Source organism: Ruminococcus sp. B05 (assembly GCF_003628495.1).
In the GTDB taxonomy this organism is placed as follows: domain Bacteria; phylum Bacillota; class Clostridia; order Lachnospirales; family Lachnospiraceae; genus Schaedlerella; species Schaedlerella hominis.
In genome coordinates this window covers 216,355-240,936 of the sequence record NZ_RBZR01000001.1, presented here as the reverse complement: position 1 = coordinate 240,936, position 24,582 = coordinate 216,355, and the positions used below count along the sequence as shown (strand labels likewise).

The window sequence follows — 24,582 nt, the reverse complement described above, 5'->3', positions numbered from 1 at the left end:
CAAAAAGGATGCTGCACCAATTGTACAGCAGCCTCTCCTAAATAATTATGTCAATTATTCAATTCCTGTAAGTTTCAGATATCCAGTTGCACTCATCGGCATAATTCCTACGTATGTTGTGAACTTTCCAGTAATCACGCAACCCTCATAAAACATTGAAGCATCTAAATCTGTGAATGTAAAATAATAATCTACTACGTCACCTGAGCTGTCTTTAACAGGCTCTTTAGCTGTTCCATTGATTTCCATTTTTCCCAAATGACCTGTAAGTCCTAAATATTTAATTTCATGTGTATGAACAACCAGTGTTGCTTTTCCATTAGCATTTATAGTAATGTCAGCCCACATGTCATTAACTGCTGCATCACCCATTGATGGATTGGTGCACTCTGCATCTTTGTAAAGATTCTGATTAGCAGTATATGTTCCTGCCGCTAATGCTGTAGAGTCATTTTCAGCCGCAAATGCTGTAACTCCCATTGCCAGTACCATTGTTGCTGCTAACAGTGTAGCAACTAATTTCTTGATCTTTCTCATAACTGTAATCCTCCTTTTCGTTTTTTGGCATTAGCTTTTTGCTAATAAATTTTCAGTTATGATGTTTAGAGTTCTACGAGAATATTTCCGGTTACTCGTATCTAACTCCTTGTCTGAAAGATACCATAATTTGCCATCCAATGTCAACACCATTTTTTACAAGTTTGTTGCCTGAATTGCAACAAATAAGCCGTTATTTTCTTTGATTTTGTTGCTATTCAGACAACAATAGACGTAAAAGTGCCGTTATTGATAGTGTTTTATCAACAACGGCACTTTATTGAAATTTTTTCTTATTTTGTTACATGATATGCGTAAATGAGAATTTTTCTCACTTCTTATTTATACCCAGAAATATAACAGTGCAGTGCTTTCCGGCATGTGCATTGGTCCTACACTGCAGGTAACGGTAACTGGTACAATTCCCATCGTGCCAATCCCCGTCCATCGGTGGATTCTGCACGCTTCCATCGGGATTTTCACTATATTATTCTCTATTCTTGCTTCTTCAAGAACTTCATTATGCTCATACTTCAATGTTTTCAGTTTTCCAGCCATCATTTCACCACTCACTCTGGAGTGTGCAGCCATCTCTTTCAACTTTAATTCCAGATAGCTTTCTCCATTCTCCTGAACGATTTCGGCTATTTCTTCAAATCCTCTCATCGCCATAGAGTCTCTTCCCTGCCCCTGCTTTTTATTCATCCGGTAAAGCCGGAACACTACCGGATGCCTTTTACATTTCTGCAGATTGTACTGTATCTCCTGATCCAGTTCATTCTCTTTTTTCTTATATACTGATTTTTTCTCTGCATAGGCATTGATCATCAGTTCCAGCATGTGGATGTCGATATTCTCCACCATAACATCCAGTGATTCCTCGATTTCTTCCGGTTTTGCACCGATTTCTTCCAGATATTTTTCAAGATTCTCATACAGGTTGGAATATCGTTCCAGCCATTCTTCTCCTGCAGGAGTAAATTCCAGTGATTCTGTCAGAATTCCTCTTTCTATGCAGCTCTTAAAATAGCGGTTCACCGTTGAACGGTTCACGCTATAATATTCTGCGATACTTCCCTGAGCTCCACGTTTCTTTTCTACTTTTGACAGGCGTTGTAAATATTGCAGTTGCAGCATTGTAGGTCTGTTCTGTCTCTTTAGATGTTCACCTTTTTCCATTTTCTTGTTCCTCTCTTCGTCACCATACATGAATATTCAATTCCCGATAATCGATTGGCAATGGCTTCTGATCAAAGCGTGTAATCGCAATGATTGCCACTGCTTCTGTAATCGGGATTCCTGTATTGGCAGTATAAGTACAGATGTCTGTCGGTAACTGATAAACACCTTTTTCTTCTTTCGCCTGTATCCATTCATCATCTCTTCTGTACCATACATAGCCGATGGATTCGTCCTTTTTTGTCCTGAGCAGGAAGCAGTTCTGGGACTTTTTCACTCTTAATATAACAGAATGTTCCAGTTTCCCGTACTCTGGTGCAAGGAATCTTGGATTGCGTCGTTCCGGTTCATACAGTCCGAATGCCATCGGGAACTCACCATCCTCATAAAAGGTATACAAGTCCATATCGTCATAAACTCTGTCATATACGTCACCGTACTGCAGAAAGTTTTCAATTCCTTTTAACCCTTCCGGACTGATATAATGTTCCACTCTACAGGCATCTTCCTGCGCCCTCTGCTGATCCATTCCACTTACCATCTGGAAGAACTGTGTCAGTTTCTCATGGCGTGCAAGGCACTCCATACCTTCCAGTTTTCCCTTATCGCTCAGTTCCAGATGTCCGTTTTCCGGCTCGCACAAAAATCCTTTTTTCACCAGACTCCGCACCAGGCCTGCCGCTTCATATCCGGTTATATTCACTTCTCTGGCATACTCTTTCGATGTGATCTGTCTGCCTTGCCTCCACATCCGGTAGACATATTCCAGAAGATCTTCTTCCAGTTCGCCTCTGGCTTTTGTCACATCAATATTTCTGTTTTCAATCTTTCTTTCCATGTTACCTTTCCTACCTGTCTTTTTTAATATTCATCCGCTACACGATATTCGGTATTTTCTGCAAAAGCCTTCCATCCAGTAAGCATATCGTTTTTTTCTTGGAGCCTTTCTTTTTCTCTGCGGCAAACCCCAGATTACAGGTGAAATGTATTTCACCCAACCACTGCTGTTCGTACTCTATGTGAAATGCTGCGGCAGGTATTTTGATGCTGTGATCATTTACTTCTGCCTTCTTCCAGATTCCATACATGTTCTGATACCAGATTGTCCTGTCATCCTCATTTTCCGGATGCTCCGTTAGTTCCAACCAAATCTCCCAAGGCTCTATGTGCAGCCAGCCATCCCTTTCAAACCGCATATCTTCGATAGCTGCTTTTCTCTCTTTTCCAATTTCTGTGGTGTAAAAGGAATACCACATCTGATACTTTCCCGGTTTCAACTTCTTCCACAGCGTGTGGCAGTCTACACTTTTCGGAATGGAACTTCTTCCACCGTCATTGATAAATTTCCATAAATTTTCGATTTTGTCCGGATCGGATACCTCACACGCCATGAGTCTGCCATCCCTGTCTGCTGTCTTTTCATTGACTCCACTCATTTGCAAGAACTGATTCCAGCCTTCGGCTGCCCGTTGCAGTTGTCTCGCATACTCCGTTCCGCTTTCTGTCAGTGCCGGAATCTTCGCATCACTGTCCGTTTCCAGAAAGCCTTCCTCTTGCAGTTTCTTAATGTTCGTTTTCCAGTGATACTCGGTCAGGTCATAGTCTAATACGATGATTTTTTTGATCTGCTTATCATCCTCCTGCCGTTTCCGCATTTGGAAAATCGTCCGCAGAATATCTTTTTGCAGGTATTCTTTTGCCACTTTCTTTGTTTCCATTGCTTTTTCCTCTGTTTCTCGTTTTCCGATTACGTTTTGGTTAGTTGGTTCAAACTATGTAATTTTAATTATATTGTCCTTTTTTCAGGTTTGTCAATGCATTTTCCCCTACAACATTATAATTCCATATAAAAATATCCAAAAACATGTTTTTGGATCAGACTGTAGACAAAGTTGGGGCTGTCGCTTTAACGATTTCTAAATCTGATATGCTCCCTTCTAGGTAGACAAGTGAAATAATAAAAACTTGTTTACCTAGAAGGGAGCATATCAGATAATGCCGCAACCTCTTTTTCTTTTTTGCCATTCCAATTGCAACACCAACCGCAAAAATCAATGGCAGATTATCAAACACCGCACTTCCGACCTTATTCATGATCGTAAGCAGTGCATGGAGCACTGTCCCGTCTCCTAATATTTTCTGAAGTCCGTATGTGGCAATTGTTGTCTCATTTGTAAACGAACTTCCGATTCCAAGCAGCAGACCCGCCACCGGAAGAATTGCAATCGGAAGCATAAAAGATCTTCCGATTCTCTGTAAAATACCAAAAATCTTGTCTTTCACCTTTCTTTTCCCCTTTCTTGTTGACTCGTTTGGCTCTTATGAAGATACTCTGGAGTTTTACATGTATTTATGCAACAAAAAAGCATTAACCTACAAAAACATCCAAAATAACGTTCATGTAAGGTTAATGCCTGCCGTACAGTTACACACCCAATATACCTACATTATAAGTTCTTCATCGGGAAATGTCAATTTATTTTTTCTCACTGCTCCCACTCTGCCCTATAAAAGTTAGCTCGCTTTCTAAAAATTTAATATTTCAAATCCAACACAAAAGGTATATTTCGATTTATACTAGCATACAGGAGGGATTTTATTATGGAAAAGAAACACTTATTTTCACTCAGAAGCTTACCAATCGGAAAGATTTTACTTCTCTTTTTGCTAATTTATATTGCGCTGCTTGCCATTCCATATATTCAACACAAGAATGTCTCTGTATCTTATCAGAAAAAGTTCGCAAAACAGTCATTTTACAGTGATACTGCCGGTACGGAACGGGTTGCATATATCAATGACAACACAGATGCCTTATTGTACCGATTACATATGCTTGACGAGGCAAAAGACGAAATCATCCTCTCTACTTTTGATTTTAATGCGGACAAATCAGGGCAGGATATGATGGCATCTCTGCTGCACGCTGCTGACCGTGGCGTCTCGGTTCGCATTCTCGTTGACGGAATCAGCGGATTTTTAGATGTAAAACGAAATCCCTGGTTTCAGGCACTTGCCTCACACGAAAACGTATCCATTCGCATTTACAATCCTATAAATCTTTTAAAACCTTGGAACTTACAGGCAAGGATGCATGACAAATACGTCATTGTCGACCAGAAAATGTATCTGCTCGGCGGAAGAAATACGACAAATTTATTTCTCGGCGACTACTCCAGGTCCAAAAATATTGATCGTGAATTATTTGTCTATGAGACGGCAGAAAACGACTCTTCCTCCATCCGCCAGCTCACTGACTATTTTGAATCTGTCTGGGCTCTTTCTGACAGCAAAGAATATACCTGCAAAAAAATGACCAAAAAGATTCAAAGCTGTAAAGCAAAACTAGAAAATCGGTACACTTCTCTAAAAGAAAAATATCCGGACGCTTACAGTACATGGGACTATGAAGCACTCACACTGCAGACAAATAAAGTATCTTTGCTCTCCAATCCAATCAAGTCCGAGAACAAAGAGCCGTGGATGTGGTATTCTCTTCATCAGCTCATGATGCAAGGCGAACAGGCGCGTATCTACACTCCTTATATTATTTGCGGAAAAGAAATGTATCAGGATCTGACAGAACTTCACGAAAAGAACATTCCGGTGGAGATCAGCACAAATGATGTGGCAAGCGGCGCAAATCCTTGGGGATGCACAGATTATCTGAACCAGAAAAAAAACATCTGGGAAACCGGCGCCCGCGTCTATGAATTTATGGGAGCTCATTCCTGTCACACAAAAGCTGTTTTGATTGATGACCGCATGAGCATTGTCGGCTCTTATAATATGGATATGCGAAGCACCTATCAGGATACCGAACTGATGCTTGCAGTGGACTGCCCGGAGTTAAATTCCATCATCCAAGCTGAAATGGAACGCGACAAAACATACAGCAAAACAATGGGAAATGACAGTGAATATGATTACGGTGAAAACTATCACTCCAAAGATTTGAGTTTTGGAAAAAAGATCTTCTATGCCATACTGCGTGTGATAACCATTCCACTTCGAAGATTCTTGTAACACACAATGGTTTGTTTTGTTAATGTTGTATAATTTTATTTGTTAAAACATAGACAAACACCTCCTGTTTTTGTCTATATTACCGTTTTTTTACAAGTAGCTTCTATATACTTGACCATTTTTATCCAGTATTATATAGTAAATACAACCCGAACAGGATTGGGCGAAATGACTCAGGAGGTATGTATTTTATGCTGTTTACAAAAGAATGTGATTATGCGATCCGAATTATGAGAGCGCTCTCAGACGGAGAACTTGTCAGTGTCTCCAATATCTGTGCAGCAGAGCAGCTTCCTTCTGCAATGACATACAAAATTACCAGAAAACTGGAAAAACAGGGTCTTTTAAAAAGTTGCCGCGGCACAAATGGCGGATATTGTCTGAACCGGACATTATCTGAGATTTCTCTCTATGACATCTGTGCCGCCGTAGACCCTGACATTCTGCTTTTAGAGTGTATGAAAGACGGCTATCACTGTTCTATGAACAATCAGCAAAAACCATGTCTGGTACATCGGGAATTCTGCCGCCTGCAATCCATGCTTTTGCAGGAGATGCGTCAGAAATCTTTATCTGAATTATTTTTCGGATAATTTGTATACTCGAAAAATGTGCCAGGCATATTTTTCAGGCCTAATCTTTACTATTTTAGTCAAGTTTAAAAGGAGGATTTTATCATGAATCAATGTTATGGATGTACAACTTGCAAAAGCGCCGATAAACCTTTAGAAGGATTTATCCGTTCGCTCCCAGTGGAAACTTCTCATCACCGTGTGGAGGGTCAGAGTACCAAATGTGGCTTTGGTCTTCAAGGTGTCTGTTGCCGTCTCTGCTCTAACGGGCCTTGCCGTATCACTCCGGAGGCTCCAAGAGGTATCTGCGGCGCCAACGCAGACACGATCGTCACCCGAAACTTTTTAAGAGCAGTCGCTTCCGGCAGCGGATGTTATATACATATTGTTGAAAATACCGCATTGAATTTGAAAAAAACAGCTCAGATCCGCGGTGAATTAAAAGGATTGAAATCTTTGGATCATCTTGCTGAATTATTCGGTATCACAGATGAGGATATCTATGTGAAAGCTGAGAAAGTCGCCGACTCCGTTCTTGCTGATTTATATAAGCCTGAATATGTATCCGCTGAATTGATTGAAAAAATCGCATATGCTCCGCGCATCAAGCGCTGGAAAGAACTCGGTATCATGCCAGGCGGTGCAAAAGCAGAAGTTTTCAAAGGTGTGGTTAAATGTTCCACAAACTTAAACTCTGACCCTGTCGATATGCTCACTGACTGTCTAAAACTTGGAATTTCAACAGGCGTATACGGACTGACACTGACCAACCTTCTCAATGACGTACTTCTTGGTCAGCCAGAACTTCGTCTTGCTCCGGTCGGACTTCGTGTCATTGATCCGGATTACATCAATATCATGATCACCGGACATCAGCATACGATTTTTGTCGATCTGCAGGAAAAACTCATCTCCGAAGAGGCAAAAAAGAAAGCTTTGGCAGCCGGTGCAAAAGGGTTCAAGTTGGTTGGATGTACCTGTGTGGGACAGGATCTACAACTCCGTGGCGCTCATTATACAGAAGTATTCGACGGACATGCCGGTAATAACTACACAAGCGAAGCAATTCTCGCAACCGGAGCAATTGATGCAGTTTTGTCCGAATTCAACTGTACACTTCCGGGTATCGAGCCAATCTGTGACGAGCTGAAGATCAAACAGATTTGTCTGGATGATGTAGCGAAAAAAGCAAATGCAGAACTGATGCCATTTGAATTTGAACACCGCGCAGAACAAAGTGATCTCATCATCGATAAAATTGTGGAAGCTTACAAAGAAAGACGAGGATGCGTTCCGCTCAATCTGATGGAAGAGCATGGAAATGACCATACGTTAACCGGTGTAAGCGAAGGCTCCTTAAAATCCTTCCTCGGTGGGAAATGGACTCCTCTCATTGAACTGCTCGCAGCAGGTGAGATTAAGGGAATTGCCGGTGTCGTAGGCTGCTCAAACTTAACAGCCGGCGGACACGATGTCTTAAGCGTGGAACTTACAAAAGAATTGATTTCGCGCGATATTCTTGTTCTGACAGCCGGATGTTCTTCAGGAGGAATCGAAAACTGTGGCCTGATGACACCGGAGGCTGCCGAATTAGCCGGACCTCGCCTGCGTGCAGTCTGTCAGAAACTGAATATTCCGCCTGTTTTGAATTTTGGTCCTTGCCTTGCAATCGGACGTCTTGAAATTGTTGCGACAGAGATTGCCGCAGAACTTGGTGTTGACCTTCCTCAGCTCCCGCTCGTTCTGTCTGCCGCTCAATGGCTTGAAGAGCAGGCACTGGCTGACGGATGTTTCGGATTGGCTCTCGGTCTTCCGCTTCACCTTGGACTTCCTCCATTTGTAACCGGAAGCAAGACTGCCGTGAAGGTTCTGACAGAGGATATGAAAGAACTGACCGGCGGACAGGTGATTATCAACGATGACGCAAAAGCCTCTGCCGATATTTTGGAACAGATCATTTTAGAAAAACGTCAGGGCTTACAGATATAGGAGGTGCTGCTATGAGAAGAATTATGATCAATGCCTCTCTCTGTGACGGCTGTAAAAACTGCACCGTCGCCTGTATGCAGGCACACAGGGATACCCCTGGAACCGTCTATGACTTAGACCTTACGGATATTCACAATGAATCTCGCAATCACATTGAAAAAATGCCGGACGGCAGTTACCGCCCGATTTTCTGCAGACACTGTGATCTACCGGAGTGTGTCATGTCCTGCATGAGCGGCGCCCTCTCCAAAGATCCGGAAACGGGAATTGTCTCTTACGACGAAAAAAAATGCGGCTCTTGCTTTATGTGTGTCATGAACTGTCCTTACGGCGTTTTAAAAGCAGACACCGCAACCCATACAAAAGTCGTCAAATGTGATTTTTGTATGAAGGACGATGCAAAGCCAAACTGCGTGAAATCCTGTCCAAAGAAAGCAATCTATGTTGAGGAGGTGTCTTTATGATTCATGTAATTATCGGAGTCGGCGCTGCCGGTATCACCGCCGCAAAAGCAATCCGTGAAAATGACCCGGATGCTGCTATCACAATGATTTCAACGGATGAGCATGTACATTCCCGCTGTATGCTCCACCGCTATCTGAGTCATGAGCGTAATGAGGATACGTTGTCCTTTGTAGAGCCGGACTTTTTTGAGACTTATCGGATTCAATGGAGAAACGGTGTCTCTGTCCGCACCATCGACACCGCAGAACAGGTCGTTGTTCTCAATGATAACACCTGCTGTTCCTATGACCGTCTGCTGATTGCAACCGGAGCAAACAGCTTTATTCCTCCGGTCGGACAGTTTCGGGAAGCTAATAATGTCTTTGGCCTTCGTCACCTGTCTGATGCGCAGGCAATCCGGTCTCTTGCTGATCAGGCGAACCGTATCCTTGTAGTTGGTTCCGGATTGGTCGGCATGGACACTGCATACGCATTTTTAGAGCGGGGGAAAGATGTAACCGTTGTAGAGATGGCAGACCGCATTCTTCCGATCCAGCTGAATGAGACCGCCGGCAATGCGTACAGAACTTTATTCGAATCACATGGCTGCAAATTTCTTCTCGGCAAAAAAGCATCAGAGACACATATGAACGAAGCCGGCGCAATTGATTTTGTTCTCCTTGATGATGGAACGAAAATTGACTGCGACCTGGTGATCGTTGCAGCCGGTGTCCGCCCTGCCGTGGAATGTGCCCTTGATACTCCAATTCATGTAGACCGCTTTATTCAGGTTTCTGATACCATGGAAACAAACTGCCCGAATATTTATGCGGCAGGAGATGTAACCGGTCTTTCCGGAATCTGGCCAAATGCAATGAAGCAGGGACAGATTGCTGCGCTCAATATGTGCGGAATACAGGCGGAATACACAGACCGCTACGCCATGAAAAACACAATGAACTTCTACGGGCTCGTCACACTCTCCCTCGGTCGCGGTGTTGCCGAGGAAGGCGATATCGTGCTTGAGGAGGAAGATGCTCACAATTACAGACGTGCCATCATCAGAGATGGAAAGCTTGACAGCATCTTACTACAGGGAAAAATTGACTATTCCGGTATTTATCAGTATTTAATCAAAAATCAGATTGATTTATCCGGAAAAGAACAAGATATTTTCCATCTTTCCTTTGCCGATTTTTATGGAGTCAAAGAAAATGGAGCGTATTGCTATCAGATATAACGTATAATGAAAGCGGCTGTGAGTTTGCCTCATAGCCGCTTTACATATTATGATTCTATTTTTCGTCTTTTTCTCATCACATACAACAATACTGCTACTCCCACAATTCCTGCGACTGGAACAGCAATGGCTGTAGTGTCTCCCGTTTTTACACTCTCCTTTTTGTGAGATGTATCAGAAGTTCCCTGTTGTTTGGAATCTCCCGAAGTGCCCGGATTCGGATCCTTTTTATCTTCTTCTCCGCTCTCTTTATCCTTGTATGTAAATTCAAATTTGTTCAGCTTTTCTAAGATTTCAGATACCTCATTCGGTGTTGCATTTGGATTGTCCAATACATTTTTCGCCTGTTCTCTAAGTCCTGTAAACTCTTTCCATGACTCATCCGTCGCCTGACCTTGTGTCATATCTTTAATCTTATCATACTTTTCTTGAAGTGCAGTCTTATCCGCACGCAGTCCGCTGATTCGCTGTTTCAAAATGGCCGTCTTTTCATTTACCTCATCCTGTGTATATGTGCCATTTAACAATACCTCTGCTTCTCTGATACCCTGCTGCAGTGCCTCAAAACTTTCTTTTGTGTATCCCTCCGAAGAAATTGCTTTCGCTGTCTTAATGACCTCTTTCAGTTCCGATATATCTACCGTCACTTTCTGGAGATTTTCCCTTGCCGCTTCTACTTCCGCTGCTTTATCGTTCATCTCAGATGTACAGGTCTCTTCATCTGGTTTTTTCAAAAGTTCTGTTGCACTTTTTACAACTTCTTGAAGCGCAGTCCAGCTTTCTGTTGTATACTCTTTTTCATTCAGACCCTCACAAAGCTTCAATTCTTCTTCAAGCTTGCATCTATCCACCATTTCTTTCTTTTCTTTCCGAATCGTCAGTGCGCCAACCTCAACCCAGCCTCTTTTATCCTGTGCCTGTGTGCTTTTTCCCACTCGCTCAAACTGAATCGTATACGAGCCTTCTGCAAATTCCTCCTGCATCAGCTCTGTTCCTTCCACTCGGTTTTGCGCATATGTATCAATCTCTTCCTGATAAATTTGTTTTCCGGATTGATCCTGAAGCGTCACCCGAATGACTCCGTGGTCATCTCCTTTTACAGTCGGAACCTGTATGAAATGTCCGGTAAATTCATACGTCAACGGTCCCGCATTGTCATCTGCTGTCGCCTTGAATTTACCTGCCTGAATCCATTTGTCAGAGCCTTGCAGCTCTCCTGAAGGAACCTGTATCTCTTCAAATCCTCCCTGTTCCAAGTTATCTAATGCTTTTTGCAGTTTCTGCGCTGTCTGATCGACTGTTGGCTGCTTTGCACTCTCATCAGCCAAAACTTCTTTTGCTTCCGCAAGCACTTTCTTTAACTGGTACAACGACTCATTTGTATACTCGCCTTTCAGCGCTTCTTCTGCCCGTGCAATCAATGTCTCCAGCGCCGATTTATCTGTCTCCCCAAAGCCAAGACGGTCATATCTATTTGATAAAAATTCGGTTCTGGAATCCATCAAATCCTGTGATGCTTTCAACATTTCTTTTCCATCTGAAATGCTTTCTTCAAATGCATCTTTTAGTTCCTGCGGTGCATTTACATAATAGTCTGATGTACGGTCTGCTTCCTCTGCCAATCCAATCATGCTCTCCAATTCTGCTGCGTCACCAGCTTTATCTGCCGGAACACCTGCACAAAGTGGTGTCACCTCATACAGAGATGGTTCGCCTAAGAATCCTGCTTTCAGTATCACTTTTACAGAATCCGTATTGATCTCCGGAAATTCCGCTAAGTAATATGCATGATACCCTTCGCTGTTTCCATCTACATCTCCCACCTTATCATTGATATCCCCCATCTTTGTACCTTCGTACACTGTCTGGTAGGTTCCATCCACAAGCGCTTGAATTTCAAATGCACCAATCGCATTATTTCTTGACACAAAGAGGTCAAATTTCATCTGGCTGAGTAGCTCTGCTTTTGCAAATGTCAATGTGAGCTCCATCGGTTTGGAAGTATCTACACCTTTTGATGCCCATCTTGTCGCCGGATTTCCGTCAATCATCTTCTCTTTTGCATAAGTATCTCCCCAATGGTTTTCATGGGATACTACCAAATCTTTAACGGAAATACCTTCTGTCATATATTTCTTTGTATATACCTGACTGACTCTCTGCTCTTTATAGAACAATGCTGCTCTGACAACAGTGTCCTCCTGATCACTCAACTGAAGTGGTTTCTCGTAGTTTTCTGATGTCTTTCTCGGAATACTTCCATCTGTTGTATAGCGGATCTCATAATTTTTAGCATTCTCACTCTTACTCAAAGTAAGCGCCCGGTCCTCCCCAATGATTCCGGAATCTTTACTAAATGAAATCACCCGGTTCTCCATCTGTTTTTCTAATTGTGCCGCGGTATCAGTAAGCTGACTTTCTGCCTTCTGATAGTATTCCATATCCCCTGTGTTTTCCAGCAATGTATTGCGCAATTCTCTCAACTGATTGTAAATAGTATCAATCTCATTGTAGGCAAGCCCTTCCTGATCAGTCAGATAATATACGTTCTCTGCTTCTTGCAGATATGTGCGGTATAATTGATCCATCTGTTTTGCTTTTGTCAGAATACTTCCCAGTTCTTTTGAAGAACGGTCAATCGCCGACTGCAGTTCTTCTTTAATCTTGATCAGATCCGGATGGAGTTGTTTTAAAAATGCTGTTGCCTTCTCTTTCAATTCCTCCACATTCGTCTCAGACATATAATCAATCCAGACAACACTTCTTTTGATACAGGTGCTACCGGTACAAAAGTCAATCCCTCTTTTGCATCTTTCAACGCTTTCAATGCATCTTTAAATTCTGATGGGTGTACCGGTGTTGTCTTGTTCTTTTCAATCAGCTGTTCCACTGCTTCTTTTGCCGCAACAAAATTATTCCAAGACTCTTCTGTATAGATAGATTTATCTGTTGCATTGATAAAGTCATTTTCTGCCTGCACTGCGAGCATACATTCTTCCATTGCAGACGGATTGTATACAAGCGCTGATTTTGCCGCCTCTAAATCTGCAAGTAATTTTTCTACATCTGCTACTGATGTATTATCCGCATTTTCCATTGCTGTTTCAATCGCACTTACTGCGTTGCTGTATACACGCCATGTTCTTGCTGTGTAGTTCTCAGAATCTTTCAGCGCCTTGTCCAATGCTGCCTGCAATTTTGACATATCGCCTTTCAACTCTTTGTCTGCCACTGCATTTTTAATTGCAAGTACTGCGCTGTCAACGCTTCCTTTGCTTGCATGTTCGCTGTCATATACTTTCTGACCTGCTGCAATTGCCGCATCATATGCCTGCTTACTGTCTGTTGTCCAAGAAGAAGTATCTTCTTTGTTGTCTAACAGCTTTTTCAGTTCTGCTTTGTCCACATTCACAGTATCTGTTTTTGCAAATACTAATTCTGTGATAGATGGTGTCACATTTTTCCACTCTAATTTCACATCTAAGAGAACGGTATCTTTTTCTAATACGAACTCATTTACTGTCTGTGCAAGCGTTCCAAGTGTAATCCATTTGTCCGGATTTTTCAATGTGCGGGCTTTTACAGTCGCATTGGAAATTGCGTCTGCTCCCTGAATGATCTTAATCACATTGACATTGTTATTGTCAGAAACTGTATAGTTCAATGTTCCTGTTTCTTTTGCCGGAACAAATGCTGTAGACAAATCAGCATCTACCATGTATGCATATTTTCCGTTTCTTGTATCCAGACAGTCACTTTCAAATGTCGGGTCGTTCACTGTCGGCATATACTCACCGCCATTGATCTCAAATTCCTGGAATCTCACCCATTTATCTGAACCTACTTTTGTTCTTGTAATCTCAAACTTGATAAAACGAGCTTTCTGGTTGATATTTTCTTCCAATTTTGCATTGTAAGAAGTCTCATGTAACGGAGGTACATCATTGATATTATCTTCGTTTGAAGCTTCGCCTTCATTTTCTTTATCCTGATTACCGATTGTCATCACATCTGTCCACTTTTGACCATCTGTTGATACTGAAATCTTTGCGTGATGTGGGAAATCAATCTCACTGTCTCTACATACTACTTTCAATGTCTTCAGGTCAATTGTCTGTCCCAGATCATAGACAAATTTTGCGCCCTGATTTTGGCTTCCCTGATAGATAACCTGTGTCGTGCGGTCTCCGTCAAACAGGTTTGTTGCCGGATTGCTTGCCGCCTCACCGATTGCAAACGTTGTCTGATCAGCTACAAGTGATTTTTCATAAATCTCAAATGTCTTCAATGACAACTTCTGAATATCGAATGTTTTCTTCGCATCTGTCTTGTTGATGAGACGTACATAACGTGCATCTACATTCTTTCCAGCTGCATACTCAGTCCATTCGTATCCGTTTTTCGATACTTCTAATGTAATACCGTCTGCATCTTTTAACTGATTCTCAATCGTTGTAATCTCATGTACACGATCTAATTTCAGACCAATATATTGATCTTTCTCCAACGCAATGTCATTTTGTGGAGCCAGCTCTGCTGAATCTGCAAATACGTTTGCCCCAAAATCTTTATATGCATCTACGTTTGTATATGCTTTCGCATTGTAAAATACTTTTGCATCTACATCAAATTCTCTGAAAGCAATCCAGCTCTCCTGATTTTCCAGACGAACATACTGTGCCTCGATGTTTTTGTCCGAAAGATCTACCTGAATATGTCTTGTATTTTTAAACGGCTCTACACCCGGAATATCCTTCCAGTCTGTTCCATTTACTGAATACTGCAATTTTACATTCTTGAAGTAATCACCATCATTGTCATTCTTACCCTGTAAAATATCAATTTTACCTAACGTGATTGGCTGTGATAATTTCACTCCGACATAGTCACCTTTGATTGTAGTATTTGCCGGATTTCCATTCTGTCTTACATTATACCAGATTGATGTCTGTGTATTTTCGTCAATCAAGTTACTTTCTTCTCCTTGATATGGAGCCCATCCGTCCTGTGTACGGATGACTTCTTTCGTAAACTCAACTCCTGTCTCCGGTGTTGTGGATACTTTGAATTCTCTCATAGATGGCCATTTATTGCCTGAGCCTTTTTGTGTACATTCATAACGTACTGCCACAACATTCTCAATCTCGATACCGGATACATCTACACGCTCATCCAAAAACATGTTTTTGGATATTTTTTCGACATACTTTTGGATATTTTCATAGTTAATTTCCTGTTTCCTTTAATTTTGACTCATCTGTAGTTTGTGCGTCAATGCAGACTGCATGGATGGCAAGCCGCTTGCTGTATCCGTTCCCTGTACAGGTAGAAAGTGTCAGTATCTTGTTACTGGTCTGCGGCTTTACTCCTGTATCAACATCGGAATCTTTTATCATCTGGTCGATAAATTTCTGATACTCTTCGCCCGGCTGGTATCCTACTTTGTATACATCACCGCCATTGACTGCATCCTCATAAGAGAAGATTCGATAACGGTAGGCGGTTGTCTCAGAATATACAGTGAAGTATTGATTCTCTTTCCAGAAACCGTCATCCTTATATTTTTTCAGGCTCCCGAACATGCTTCCGTCATTCATATTATGACCATAGATAATGTTGTAATAATCCGAAAAATCAGATTTGTTAAGGCCTTCCAAAAAGATACATCCTGCGATGTGACTGTTGCCATGCAGGTCGGTTCTCAGATATTTCTGATTGTCTCCTGAATACAGAATTGGATAATTGATGCCAAGTTCATCCTGATTATCAAACCGTATCCATCCGATGACATCTGGATTCTCAGCTTTCAACTTGTCAAACTCTACTTTTACATCTGTAGCCCACCAGTCTTTTTTCTTCTGCTTTCCATCATCTGGTTCGGACTCATCATTTACATACTCTTCGGCAAGTTTGTCATAATCTCTGGCAGATTTCCATCGGTCGATGTATGGGGGCAGGATATGCATAAGTGCTACCCCGATCAAAACCACTGCCAATATGATCCATATCAGCCATCGGTATGAGCTTTTTTTCTTCATGTTGTCTCTCCCATTTTTCCTGTTAGTTCTCTCGAACCACTATCGTCATTATGGAATGTGTGGTCAGAATTGTCAATCTTTTTCTTCTGGCGTACTGTCTGTTGCCTGTCCGTCTGCCCCTATCTGTCTATCTGCTCCTGTTTCTCCATCTGCTTCTGCCTGTCCGTCTACGAGGTCGTAGCTCATATCGAGTAAATCCAGAACTTTTGAATCGCTGACAGAACCGTCCAGCGGAACTGCCAGCCAGTGCTTCTGATCCATGTGCTTTGCCGGAGCAAGATGGTACATTTCGATGTAGTTGCCTATCATGTCCGGCTCTGCCTGAACTTCCATGAAAGTTGTTCTTTCGGCTGATTGGTAAAAGATGACATAAGGTGCGGCAGTTCTTGGGTTTTTGAAGATGGTGACGGGGTATCCGGATTTGGTGATGGTGTCTGGATGGATGGGGTATTGCTTTTGGATGTATGTGAATATTTCTTGTTGGTTCATGGGGATTCCTTCTTTTTTCTAATGAATGGATGACCTCTTGCCATCCATTATCATTTATTATAACTTTTCTGATTCGCTTATTACAATAGCTTTTTTAACAAGTCTCTGTTTTTGAAGCAAAAGAAAACTACCAGTTTTTTCCTCTGATAGCTTTCCATTCCTTCTCTATACCATTTATATTTATTATTATTCTGATTCATTTTTAGTTGATTCTTTTATCTTCTCAACTAATTTTTCTACCTCTTTTTCACTATAGCCAACACATTCTATTCCATTAGCTTTAAAACTTTTCGAATCATTTCTCTTTATAAATGCAATAATAATCTTACAAAGTTTTTCTATTAAAACAACAGCCGTACCTGTTTCCAAAAAGTAATATAAAAGATCGAAACCATCAAACCCATTTTGTTCAAATTTTTCAACCTTAATATCTTCTATTTCTTCCAACGCTGAATCTAATTGACTGATTGTTTCTTCATTCGTATAAGCTACTTCAAGTTTAATTTTCATTTTCTTACCTCCAATTTAACAATTTATATATATCTTGATCTGATAATTTTTCACAAGTATCAGATGAGAATATATTCTTCCAATATTCAAGAGCCTTTTCATTAAAAAAATAAGAATACAACATATTTTCAAGATTATAATTGTCCTCAAAACCATTATAATTCCATAGATTTTCATCTTCGTAATCTTGCAAATCTTGTTGTATGATTTGTATTGCAGGAATAACTTCAAAAAGATACATCCTCATTGATATCGCCTGTTGATGAATATTTACTTCATCAATATTGCAATTACACTTTTGCCAAAAAGTCTTTAATGAAATCAATATAGAATTATAATAATTCACGATACGAATTGTTTCTGAACATTTAGTAATAATCTCTTTTTCTGAATATTTCTTTTCCCAAACCTTTCTATATACCGAGATACAATTATTAAATGAATATGTATCACATAACAGTTCTTCTTTCAAATCAGTATCTGACATTGCAGAATTAATCATTTCTAATAATTCTGATTTACTTTTCAAATATTTTTCTTTACAATATGATTCATCATAATTCTCATAAAGTCTATGTACTATATCTAGCATATCTTCTATATTCTTTAAATCAAATGCTTTTTGAACTTTATCATTCTCATATTTAAAATGTGTTTGTTCATGATTTTATAATACGTGGAAAAACATAATTTGTAGAAATCATTTTTATAGTTAATCCATAATTATTACAAACAGATTCTATCACCCTATCTATATGATCTGCTGTATATTCAGAACCATTATCACGTACAATACTATTTTCATATATAAAATCATCAATTGTCATTCATATCACCTTTTTCTAAACTCATCAATTATAAGGTCATCACAACTAATTGAATCATTTTTTATTTGTGCTTTTTATTTCCGCTACCAGTTCTTCATACTTACGTTCGTCAATGATATATTTCCGTTTAATCAGTATATAAGCAGCTCCTATAGAAATTACCGGAACAGCTACAATTCCAAGACGCAATATAAATCTTTGTCCGGCATCTGCTGTCTGGATAAATTTATCTGCCTGTACAATTACATTTTCCGAAGTAAGTTCTCCTATACCAGCTTTTATTTCTAATCCGGATATTTTCTGACTGATTGCATAGATATTGCTTATAATCAGTATTAACGCAACAACCGCCTGATCAACTGCACTGGCCAGCTTTGTTGCAAAAGATCTTACTGCTGAGATAATACTGTCATGTCGTTCATGAAACCGGACTTCATCATACTCTATAGTATTATTTAACATGACAATCATCGTCATGTTGAATGCCCCCTGTGAAAAGAAGATCAGGAAACCGATGATATTCAGTAAAACAACACTCTTTGGTAAAATGTAGCCTACACTCATAAAAAGCATATACCCAATGACTGTAATGACGGTAGCTGCAGTTATAATCTGATTTCGTGTGAATTTTGAGGAAAGCCACGCAAAAGATGCCTCTGATATCAGCGTTCCTAATCCATACATAATTGTAAACCAAAATACAAGACTGCCACCTACAGAATATCCAAATTCAAAATAAAAGAAATTCATTCCAATCATAATCAGAAGACCATTTCCGATTTGGAATAATAAACATGCAATTCCAATCACTATCAACTGATCATTCCTCAGAAATATATGAAACATATCTTTTAATGACAGTGTTCTCTTCTTTTCCGGTCGTTTTCTCTCTTTTACTCCAAACACTGTAAGAAGCTGGAAACCAATAAAACAAAAAGCAATCACAATCGCAGCCGTCCGATACGCCATAATCGCATTTCCTGCTACCATATCAGGGAGCAGACCCGCAACAGAAAACTGTCCGATACAGATAAAAATTCCCTGTACGGTTACCAGCCAGTTCCGTTCTCCCGGATCTGATGTAAGACTCGGCAGCATTCCCCAATAGGCAATATCATTCATTGTGTAAGTCATTCCCCATAAAAGATATCCCACTCCAAAAAATGCGACAAATCCCCATCCTTCCGGTCTTACTGTAAACAGGCAGATAATTACCAGGCTGTTTAAAATTACTCCTATAAAAATCCAAGCTTTAAATTTTCCGGCTTTCAAATGCGAATTTTCAATAATAATTCCCATCATTGGATCATTAATGGCATCCCACAGCAGACACACTACCATAATTGCTGATATTACTGCATATTGGGCAACTGTCAGTTTCATCGTATACTGAATATATGTAAGAAGAAACATAGAGACGAGTGCATACGCCATATCTCTTCCGGTTGCTCCTATACAATAGCTCCATTTTGTGCGTTTATCCAATTTATTGTTTTCCATATACGACTCCCCCTCTCTCTATTTCTTCAGCAGTCTTTTAAAAGCCTGCAAATATTTTTTATTTGCATTGTAAACTAACATATCGATTAACTTCGGAGTTGCAATTCCACCACTGGTGGCAATCAGACCTTCCAGATTTCCTTCTTCCACTCCCATTTTTACCATTTTAAAGGCCGGGTCCTGCTCTGATTTTCCCCGAAGCATAATCTTAAGTCCGATATGTACGACTCCACGAACAAATTTTCCAAACATTGAGACATTTACCACATCCTGATAGGAATCGTAAACCGTATACTCTCCACGCTTTTTTTCTTTGTCATGTTTTGGTTCAACGCCTAATAGCTGATAAAATTGTTCTGCACTGATTTCCATTCCATGTGACTGCTCTCTAAAATAATCCGGAAACAGTTCTCTTTCATTTCTAAAATAACTATTTCCTACTACTTCTATATTCGCCTTTAATTGCAAATCATGTACCGATGCTCCGATACAGATCTGATATTTGCCGCTTAACATGGAAAAGGCTTTTTTCTCTACATCATAGACGGAAAAACTTCTTTCATCCAGCTCTAATATAACTTCTTTTTCTTCTCCCGGATGCAGATATATTTTTTGAAATCCCTTTAATTCTATATGGCTTCTGATAACATCTGATTCGTTCGGGCAGACATATAACTGTGCTATTTCTGCTCCACTCACTTTTCCGATATTTTTAATTTTAAAACGAATTTGTATCTTTCCACCACTATACACTTCCGGTACATTCAATTCCGAATAGGAAAAAGAAGTATAGGAAAGTCCATAACCAAACGGATATTTTACCGGAACATGGAATGTCTCATAGTAACGATAACCCACAAAAATACTTTCCCTGTATTCTACATCATCATTCGGAGGTGCAAAATATCTCCATGCAGGAGTATCTTTTTCTGAAAACGGAATTGTCTCTGCCAATTTACCGGATGGATTCACTTCTCCACTGATTAAGTCAGCAACAGATTCTCCTACAGCCTGTCCTCCGAGGTACATGTGAAGAATTGCTCCTACATTCTTTTCAAAACTAAAATCCATAGGCGCACCACCGAAACTAATTGCAACAATATGATCTTTTCCGACAGTTTCTGCAATTTCAGCCAACAGCTCTTCCTGATTTTGAGGGATTTTAAGATTTTTCCTATCGTATCCTTCTCCTTCGTAAGATTCTGTAAGACCGATAAAATATAGAATCACACAATCTTTTTTTCTATATTCCTGTTTCAGTTTTTCTATCGTATCCTGTAGTTGCTTTTCTCCTAATTCTTCCTTTTCATTCTGATATCCCTGTATATAAGTTACCTGATATCCTTTTTCACGTATTGCTTCAATCGCATTTGTCATCTTCGTCGGCTGGATATGACTACTCCCACCTCCCTGAAACCGCATCTGCCTGGCAAGCTCTCCAATAATGATTACCTTCTTCTCTTTTCCAATTGGCAAAACACTATTATTTTTCAAAAGTACTGCACTTTCATTTTCCAGTTTACGTGCCACCTGATTCTGTTCTTCCATATCTACCTCATAATTTTCTTCTATATTTTTATGAAGTGATACAAAATTCTGCAGAACATTCTTAGTCCAGTTATCCAGTTCCTGATCCGTAATCCAACCATCCTTATACGCTTCTTTTAACACGTCTGTGTGGAAGCCTTTCGGATCTGGCATTTCCAGTGTCAGACCATTTTTCATACAGCTTACAATATCATTTGCTGCTCCCCAATCCGACACCACACCACCTTGATATTTCCATTCTTTTCTCAGAACATCTGTCAGTAAGTATTTATTTCTTGCTCCAAATTCTCCATTAATCCTGTTGTATGAAGCCATTACAGAAGTCGGTTTTGCTTTTTTCACAACTTCTTCAAAAGCCGACAGATATATTTCCCTAAGAGTTCTTTCATCAATCTGGCTATTGGATGTCATTCGTCTTGTTTCCTGTGAATTAACAGCATAATGCTTTAAACTCGTACCTATTCCAAGACTCTGTACACCTTCTATATATCCCGTTGCCAGCTTTCCTGTCAAATACGGATCTTCACTGAAATATTCAAAATTTCTTCCACATAATGGAGAACGCTTGATATTGATTCCACAGCCTAACACAATGGATATCTGCTCTTTTTTCGCTTCTCTTGCAATCGCTTCGCCCATCTTTTTAACAATAGTAGGATTCCAACTGCAGGCTATTGCACTCGCAGTCGGAAAACAGGTCGCTGGCTTGCTGGTTTCAATATCCCCAACCTTTTCCTGCTCCAGTTTTCGAATCCCATGTGGTCCGTCTGTCATCATAATAGAGGGGATTTTCCCATTACAGTCATAAGTATGCCAATCACCAACACCACCTAAAAGCCGGATTTTTTCATCTATTGTTAACTGTTCGCATATTTTATCAATGTTCATGGCTTATCCCCTCTCGTATAATATTTAATGCCAATCTCCTCTCTCTTATTCTCTTAATTGCATTTTATCTATTTCCGGCATATAATTATATTGATTTATCGTGTTTTATGTCAATTTATCGTGTTTTTGACAGGAGGAATTACCTATGTATAAAATGAAGTCAGACATCAATTTTTCACTCACACATGAAATGTTGGAAAATGCAGAAAATGAACGGATACATACATCTTATGCACAGGAAAAGGCAATTCTCGAATGTGTTTCAAGCGGAGATATTCATGCATTGGAGAATACCTATTATTCACTTCCAACAACTGTTTACGGAAAGATGACCTCTTCCAATTCCAAATTAAAATTACTTTTTTATGCAAGTATTGCTAATACAACTTTAGTTACCAGATATGCCATCGAAGGAGGACTTAATGAGGAAACTGCTTTTTCCTTAAGTGATGTATATATACGAAAAATGGAACAATGTACCGATGTTGACGCTTTAATGAAATTAAATGAACAGATGGCTATTGAATTTACGCTTCGTGTTGCTGAAGCAAAAAAGACGCCAAAAAACTACTATTCACCAGCTATTTCTCGCGTCATTGATTATATCTATCATGGTAAAAATAAAACTTTAACCTTAAATCAACTGGCATCTTTAGTTAATTTAACACCTAAATATCTGTCTGCCCTGTTCCATAAAGAAACCGGACAGACGCTTACTGTTTTTATCCATAAAGTTCTTATTGAAAAGGCACAGAATTTACTGGCACATTCCGACTATAGTCTGGGTGAAATCAGTACTTACTTGAATTTTTCATCTCAAAGTTATTTTATTTCTATTTTTAAGAGATACACTGGTATAACTCCCGGACAATATCGTAAACTGCACCGCCAAATTAGTTGGTAAAACATAAAAAATAAGGATAACGACAATGAAACGCTATCCTTATTTTTTACTTTTAAAATTTCTACTTTTTACAAAATAGCAGCCAATTGATAGTAGAAATAATACTGGCGTCATTATATAAATAATTGTCCCTCTAGAGCCTTTCTACTACAACTTTACAGCGTTTTTTATAAAATGCGATTCCATATGCGAGTATTTCGTTCCGTCCGTCCTCGCGCAATGCCTGGTCGTATCTTCGGTCTTTGATCTGTTCCAATGCCCTCTCGCATGCCTGCTCCAGATCATTGAAAGAATGTGCATATTTCAACTCCATGATAATCCCTGCATCCGGATTCTTAGGTTTCACCAGAATATCCGCGAATCCATCTCCGGACTCTCTGTTCGATCTGACCGCCCAATCAGATTTGCTTTTCAGAATGTCAATCAAAATGCCATGATAGAATATTTCTTTTTCCTCATTCCGTGCCTTTGTATCCAGCACGCTGATTGTTTCCCCAAGGAACATCGTCAGTTCCTGTTCTATATCCTCTACTTTTCCTTCCAGAAATCCACAGTTGATTTTCTTTGTAGACGCCTGGTCATTTGCAACAACCCGGTCAAACCACTCACGGATTTGAAGGACAAAAACTTCCAAGACTTCTTTATTTGGAATCACCAGCTTATACATTCCATTTTCAGACTCACCAAGCCGTGTGAGATATCCAGTTGTGAACAGTACACTCCACACATTTTCTGCGCTGTTATCAATCTCATCATAAGTCAGATCCAGCCGGATTCTCTTCTGGACAGCCTTTCCTGTAATCAACTGCTCGATTTCATCCCTGGTGGTCGTATCAGCCTTGTCTATAAAACGCTTCACAAGATCATTTCCACTGCTGTTGATCCAATACGCCTTTGGTTTTGCTTTTGAATCACTCATAAGATCATCGATGTAATTAATCACATCCCACGGACAGTAAATGTCCGCATTTCCAAAATGATACCCATCGTACCATTCTTTCATTTCTTCAAAATGGTCTTGTTGGTTGTAGTCTGCCAGAATTTTCTTTACGTCTTCAGTCGTAAATCCAAATTCTTCGTCATACTGAACATCATCGGCCGAATAAACTTTGAAGTTGTTCAGCCCTGTAAAAATGCTTTCTTTTGACACACGAAGACAGCCTGCCAGCACAGCGAACTGCAGAAAACTGTTTGTTTTTAACGCCTGCCCGAATAAGCCTCGGATCAGAGATTCCATTTCCTTATAATATCCATGCTGGAATGCTTTATCCAGAGGCACATCATACTCATCGATCAGAATAATGGCTTTCTGATCATAATGCTTATATAAAAGCTGAGCCAAAACTTTCAATGATGAAATCAAGAAACCTTTGTCTATACAATATTTCCCGTTTTGGATGATTGTGAAACCACGATACTGCTCCTTTTCTGTTTCAGAAAGTTTATCACTGTTTAATAAAAAAGGAAACCTTGCAGCCTCACTTCCAATGAGCTGAATTAATGCATTTTCAGCTTCATCATACGTCAACCCGTCAACATCTTTCATTGACAAAAATATCACCGGATACTTCCCCATATATTCTTCACAGAGTTTCTGATTCTCTGAAATATAAAGCCCCTCAAATAAGGTCTCATCTGTTCCTATTTCAAAAAAGTTCTTAAGCATGCTCATATTTAAAGTTTTTCCAAATCGGCGCGGTCTGGTAAAAAGGTTCACCTCGCCCCATTTTTGCAGAAGATGCTCAATAAGTTGTGTCTTATCTACATAATAAAAATGATTTTCTCGAATCTTCTTGAAATCATCAAAGCCAACTGGCAGTTTTTTTAAATTTTCCGTACAGATCACCTCCTCAATTGGTTATTATGAGTATAGCCTTTTTTTCAGTCGTCT

Annotated in this window: 20 protein-coding genes and 1 pseudogene; 6 read left to right on the top strand and 15 right to left on the bottom strand. The window is 40.0% G+C overall.

What is annotated here, in order from left to right; all coding sequences use genetic code 11:
• Nucleotides 1-54: 54 nt before the first annotated feature.
• The 5 genes and pseudogenes from D8Q48_RS00910 to D8Q48_RS00890 form a co-directional block, all read right to left on the bottom strand.
• The gene (locus D8Q48_RS00910) at nt 55-537 is read right to left on the bottom strand and encodes a hypothetical protein (RefSeq protein WP_117539288.1); all 483 of its coding nucleotides are present in this window, start codon (nt 535-537) and stop codon (nt 55-57) included.
• Nucleotides 538-879: 342 nt separating this feature from the next.
• Nucleotides 880-1,716: a hypothetical protein gene (locus D8Q48_RS00905; protein ID WP_117861485.1), complete on the bottom strand. Its 837-nt coding sequence runs from the start codon at nt 1,714-1,716 to the stop codon at nt 880-882.
• A gap of 19 nt (nt 1,717-1,735) precedes the next feature.
• Nucleotides 1,736-2,554, bottom strand: coding sequence for an iron dependent repressor, metal binding and dimerization domain protein (locus D8Q48_RS00900; protein ID WP_117861477.1), 819 nt, complete (start codon nt 2,552-2,554; stop codon nt 1,736-1,738).
• 37 nt (nt 2,555-2,591) lie between these two features.
• Complete coding sequence (locus tag D8Q48_RS00895; RefSeq protein ID WP_121055095.1) at nt 2,592-3,434, bottom strand: hypothetical protein; 843 nt, start codon at nt 3,432-3,434, stop codon at nt 2,592-2,594.
• 289 nt (nt 3,435-3,723) lie between these two features.
• Nucleotides 3,724-3,999 (bottom strand): annotated as a pseudogene (locus D8Q48_RS00890) (PTS transporter subunit EIIC); the annotation flags it as partial.
• A gap of 318 nt (nt 4,000-4,317) precedes the next feature.
• On the opposite strand from D8Q48_RS00890, the gene D8Q48_RS00885 reads away from it, so the two are divergent.
• From D8Q48_RS00885 to D8Q48_RS00865, 5 genes are all read left to right on the top strand, one after another.
• Nucleotides 4,318-5,742, top strand: a complete 1,425-nt coding sequence (locus D8Q48_RS00885) for a phospholipase D-like domain-containing protein (protein ID WP_121055093.1) — start codon at nt 4,318-4,320, stop codon at nt 5,740-5,742.
• 191 nt (nt 5,743-5,933) lie between these two features.
• On the top strand, nt 5,934-6,335 hold the full coding sequence (locus tag D8Q48_RS00880; RefSeq protein ID WP_022251000.1) for an Rrf2 family transcriptional regulator: 402 nt from the start codon (nt 5,934-5,936) through the stop codon (nt 6,333-6,335).
• 84 nt (nt 6,336-6,419) lie between these two features.
• Nucleotides 6,420-8,303: an anaerobic carbon-monoxide dehydrogenase catalytic subunit gene (gene cooS / locus D8Q48_RS00875; protein WP_004613474.1), complete on the top strand. Its 1,884-nt coding sequence runs from the start codon at nt 6,420-6,422 to the stop codon at nt 8,301-8,303.
• Between the two features lie 11 nt (nt 8,304-8,314).
• Nucleotides 8,315-8,767, top strand: coding sequence for a 4Fe-4S dicluster domain-containing protein (locus D8Q48_RS00870; RefSeq protein ID WP_022250998.1), 453 nt, complete (start codon nt 8,315-8,317; stop codon nt 8,765-8,767).
• Nucleotides 8,764-9,987 (top strand): FAD-dependent oxidoreductase, encoded by a 1,224-nt coding sequence (locus tag D8Q48_RS00865; RefSeq protein ID WP_117539296.1) that lies wholly within the window; start codon nt 8,764-8,766, stop codon nt 9,985-9,987. Before D8Q48_RS00870 ends, D8Q48_RS00865 begins: the two co-directional genes overlap by 4 nt.
• Nucleotides 9,988-10,034: 47 nt before the next feature.
• Here D8Q48_RS00865 and D8Q48_RS00860 read toward each other — a convergent pair whose 3' ends face one another.
• From D8Q48_RS00860 to D8Q48_RS00825, 9 genes are all read right to left on the bottom strand, one after another.
• The gene (locus D8Q48_RS00860) at nt 10,035-12,728 is read right to left on the bottom strand and encodes an FN3 associated domain-containing protein (protein ID WP_243116192.1); all 2,694 of its coding nucleotides are present in this window, start codon (nt 12,726-12,728) and stop codon (nt 10,035-10,037) included.
• Nucleotides 12,701-15,169, bottom strand: a complete 2,469-nt coding sequence (locus D8Q48_RS00855; protein ID WP_243116191.1) for a discoidin domain-containing protein — start codon at nt 15,167-15,169, stop codon at nt 12,701-12,703. Before D8Q48_RS00855 ends, D8Q48_RS00860 begins: the two co-directional genes overlap by 28 nt.
• Before the next feature lie 43 nt (nt 15,170-15,212).
• Nucleotides 15,213-16,025 carry a class B sortase gene (gene srtB / locus D8Q48_RS00850; protein ID WP_117874607.1) on the bottom strand — a complete coding sequence of 271 codons (813 nt, stop codon included), beginning with the start codon at nt 16,023-16,025 and terminating at the stop codon, nt 15,213-15,215.
• 72 nt (nt 16,026-16,097) lie between these two features.
• Nucleotides 16,098-16,514: an MmcQ/YjbR family DNA-binding protein gene (locus D8Q48_RS17750; RefSeq protein ID WP_117539300.1), complete on the bottom strand. Its 417-nt coding sequence runs from the start codon at nt 16,512-16,514 to the stop codon at nt 16,098-16,100.
• A gap of 186 nt (nt 16,515-16,700) precedes the next feature.
• Entirely contained in the window at nt 16,701-17,024 is a 324-nt protein-coding gene (locus D8Q48_RS00840) for a hypothetical protein (RefSeq protein WP_117539302.1), read from the bottom strand.
• 4 nt (nt 17,025-17,028) lie between these two features.
• Entirely contained in the window at nt 17,029-17,616 is a 588-nt protein-coding gene (locus tag D8Q48_RS00835; protein ID WP_117539304.1) for a hypothetical protein, read from the bottom strand.
• A 67-nt stretch (nt 17,617-17,683) separates the two neighbouring features.
• On the bottom strand, nt 17,684-17,851 hold the full coding sequence (locus tag D8Q48_RS17070) for a hypothetical protein (protein WP_172696934.1): 168 nt from the start codon (nt 17,849-17,851) through the stop codon (nt 17,684-17,686).
• Between the two features lie 54 nt (nt 17,852-17,905).
• Complete coding sequence (locus tag D8Q48_RS00830; RefSeq protein ID WP_121055091.1) at nt 17,906-19,351, bottom strand: glycoside-pentoside-hexuronide (GPH):cation symporter; 1,446 nt, start codon at nt 19,349-19,351, stop codon at nt 17,906-17,908.
• An 18-nt stretch (nt 19,352-19,369) separates the two neighbouring features.
• Nucleotides 19,370-21,787: a glycoside hydrolase family 3 C-terminal domain-containing protein gene (locus D8Q48_RS00825; protein WP_121055089.1), complete on the bottom strand. Its 2,418-nt coding sequence runs from the start codon at nt 21,785-21,787 to the stop codon at nt 19,370-19,372.
• A 145-nt stretch (nt 21,788-21,932) separates the two neighbouring features.
• Here D8Q48_RS00825 and D8Q48_RS00820 point away from each other — a divergent pair, with 145 nt between their 5' ends.
• Nucleotides 21,933-22,691 (top strand): AraC family transcriptional regulator, encoded by a 759-nt coding sequence (locus D8Q48_RS00820; RefSeq protein ID WP_117989259.1) that lies wholly within the window; start codon nt 21,933-21,935, stop codon nt 22,689-22,691.
• A 133-nt stretch (nt 22,692-22,824) separates the two neighbouring features.
• Here the strand turns inward: D8Q48_RS00820 and D8Q48_RS00815 are convergent, their stop codons facing one another.
• Nucleotides 22,825-24,537, bottom strand: coding sequence for an AAA family ATPase (locus D8Q48_RS00815; RefSeq protein WP_243116190.1), 1,713 nt, complete (start codon nt 24,535-24,537; stop codon nt 22,825-22,827).
• Between the last annotated feature and the right edge of the window lie 45 nt (nt 24,538-24,582).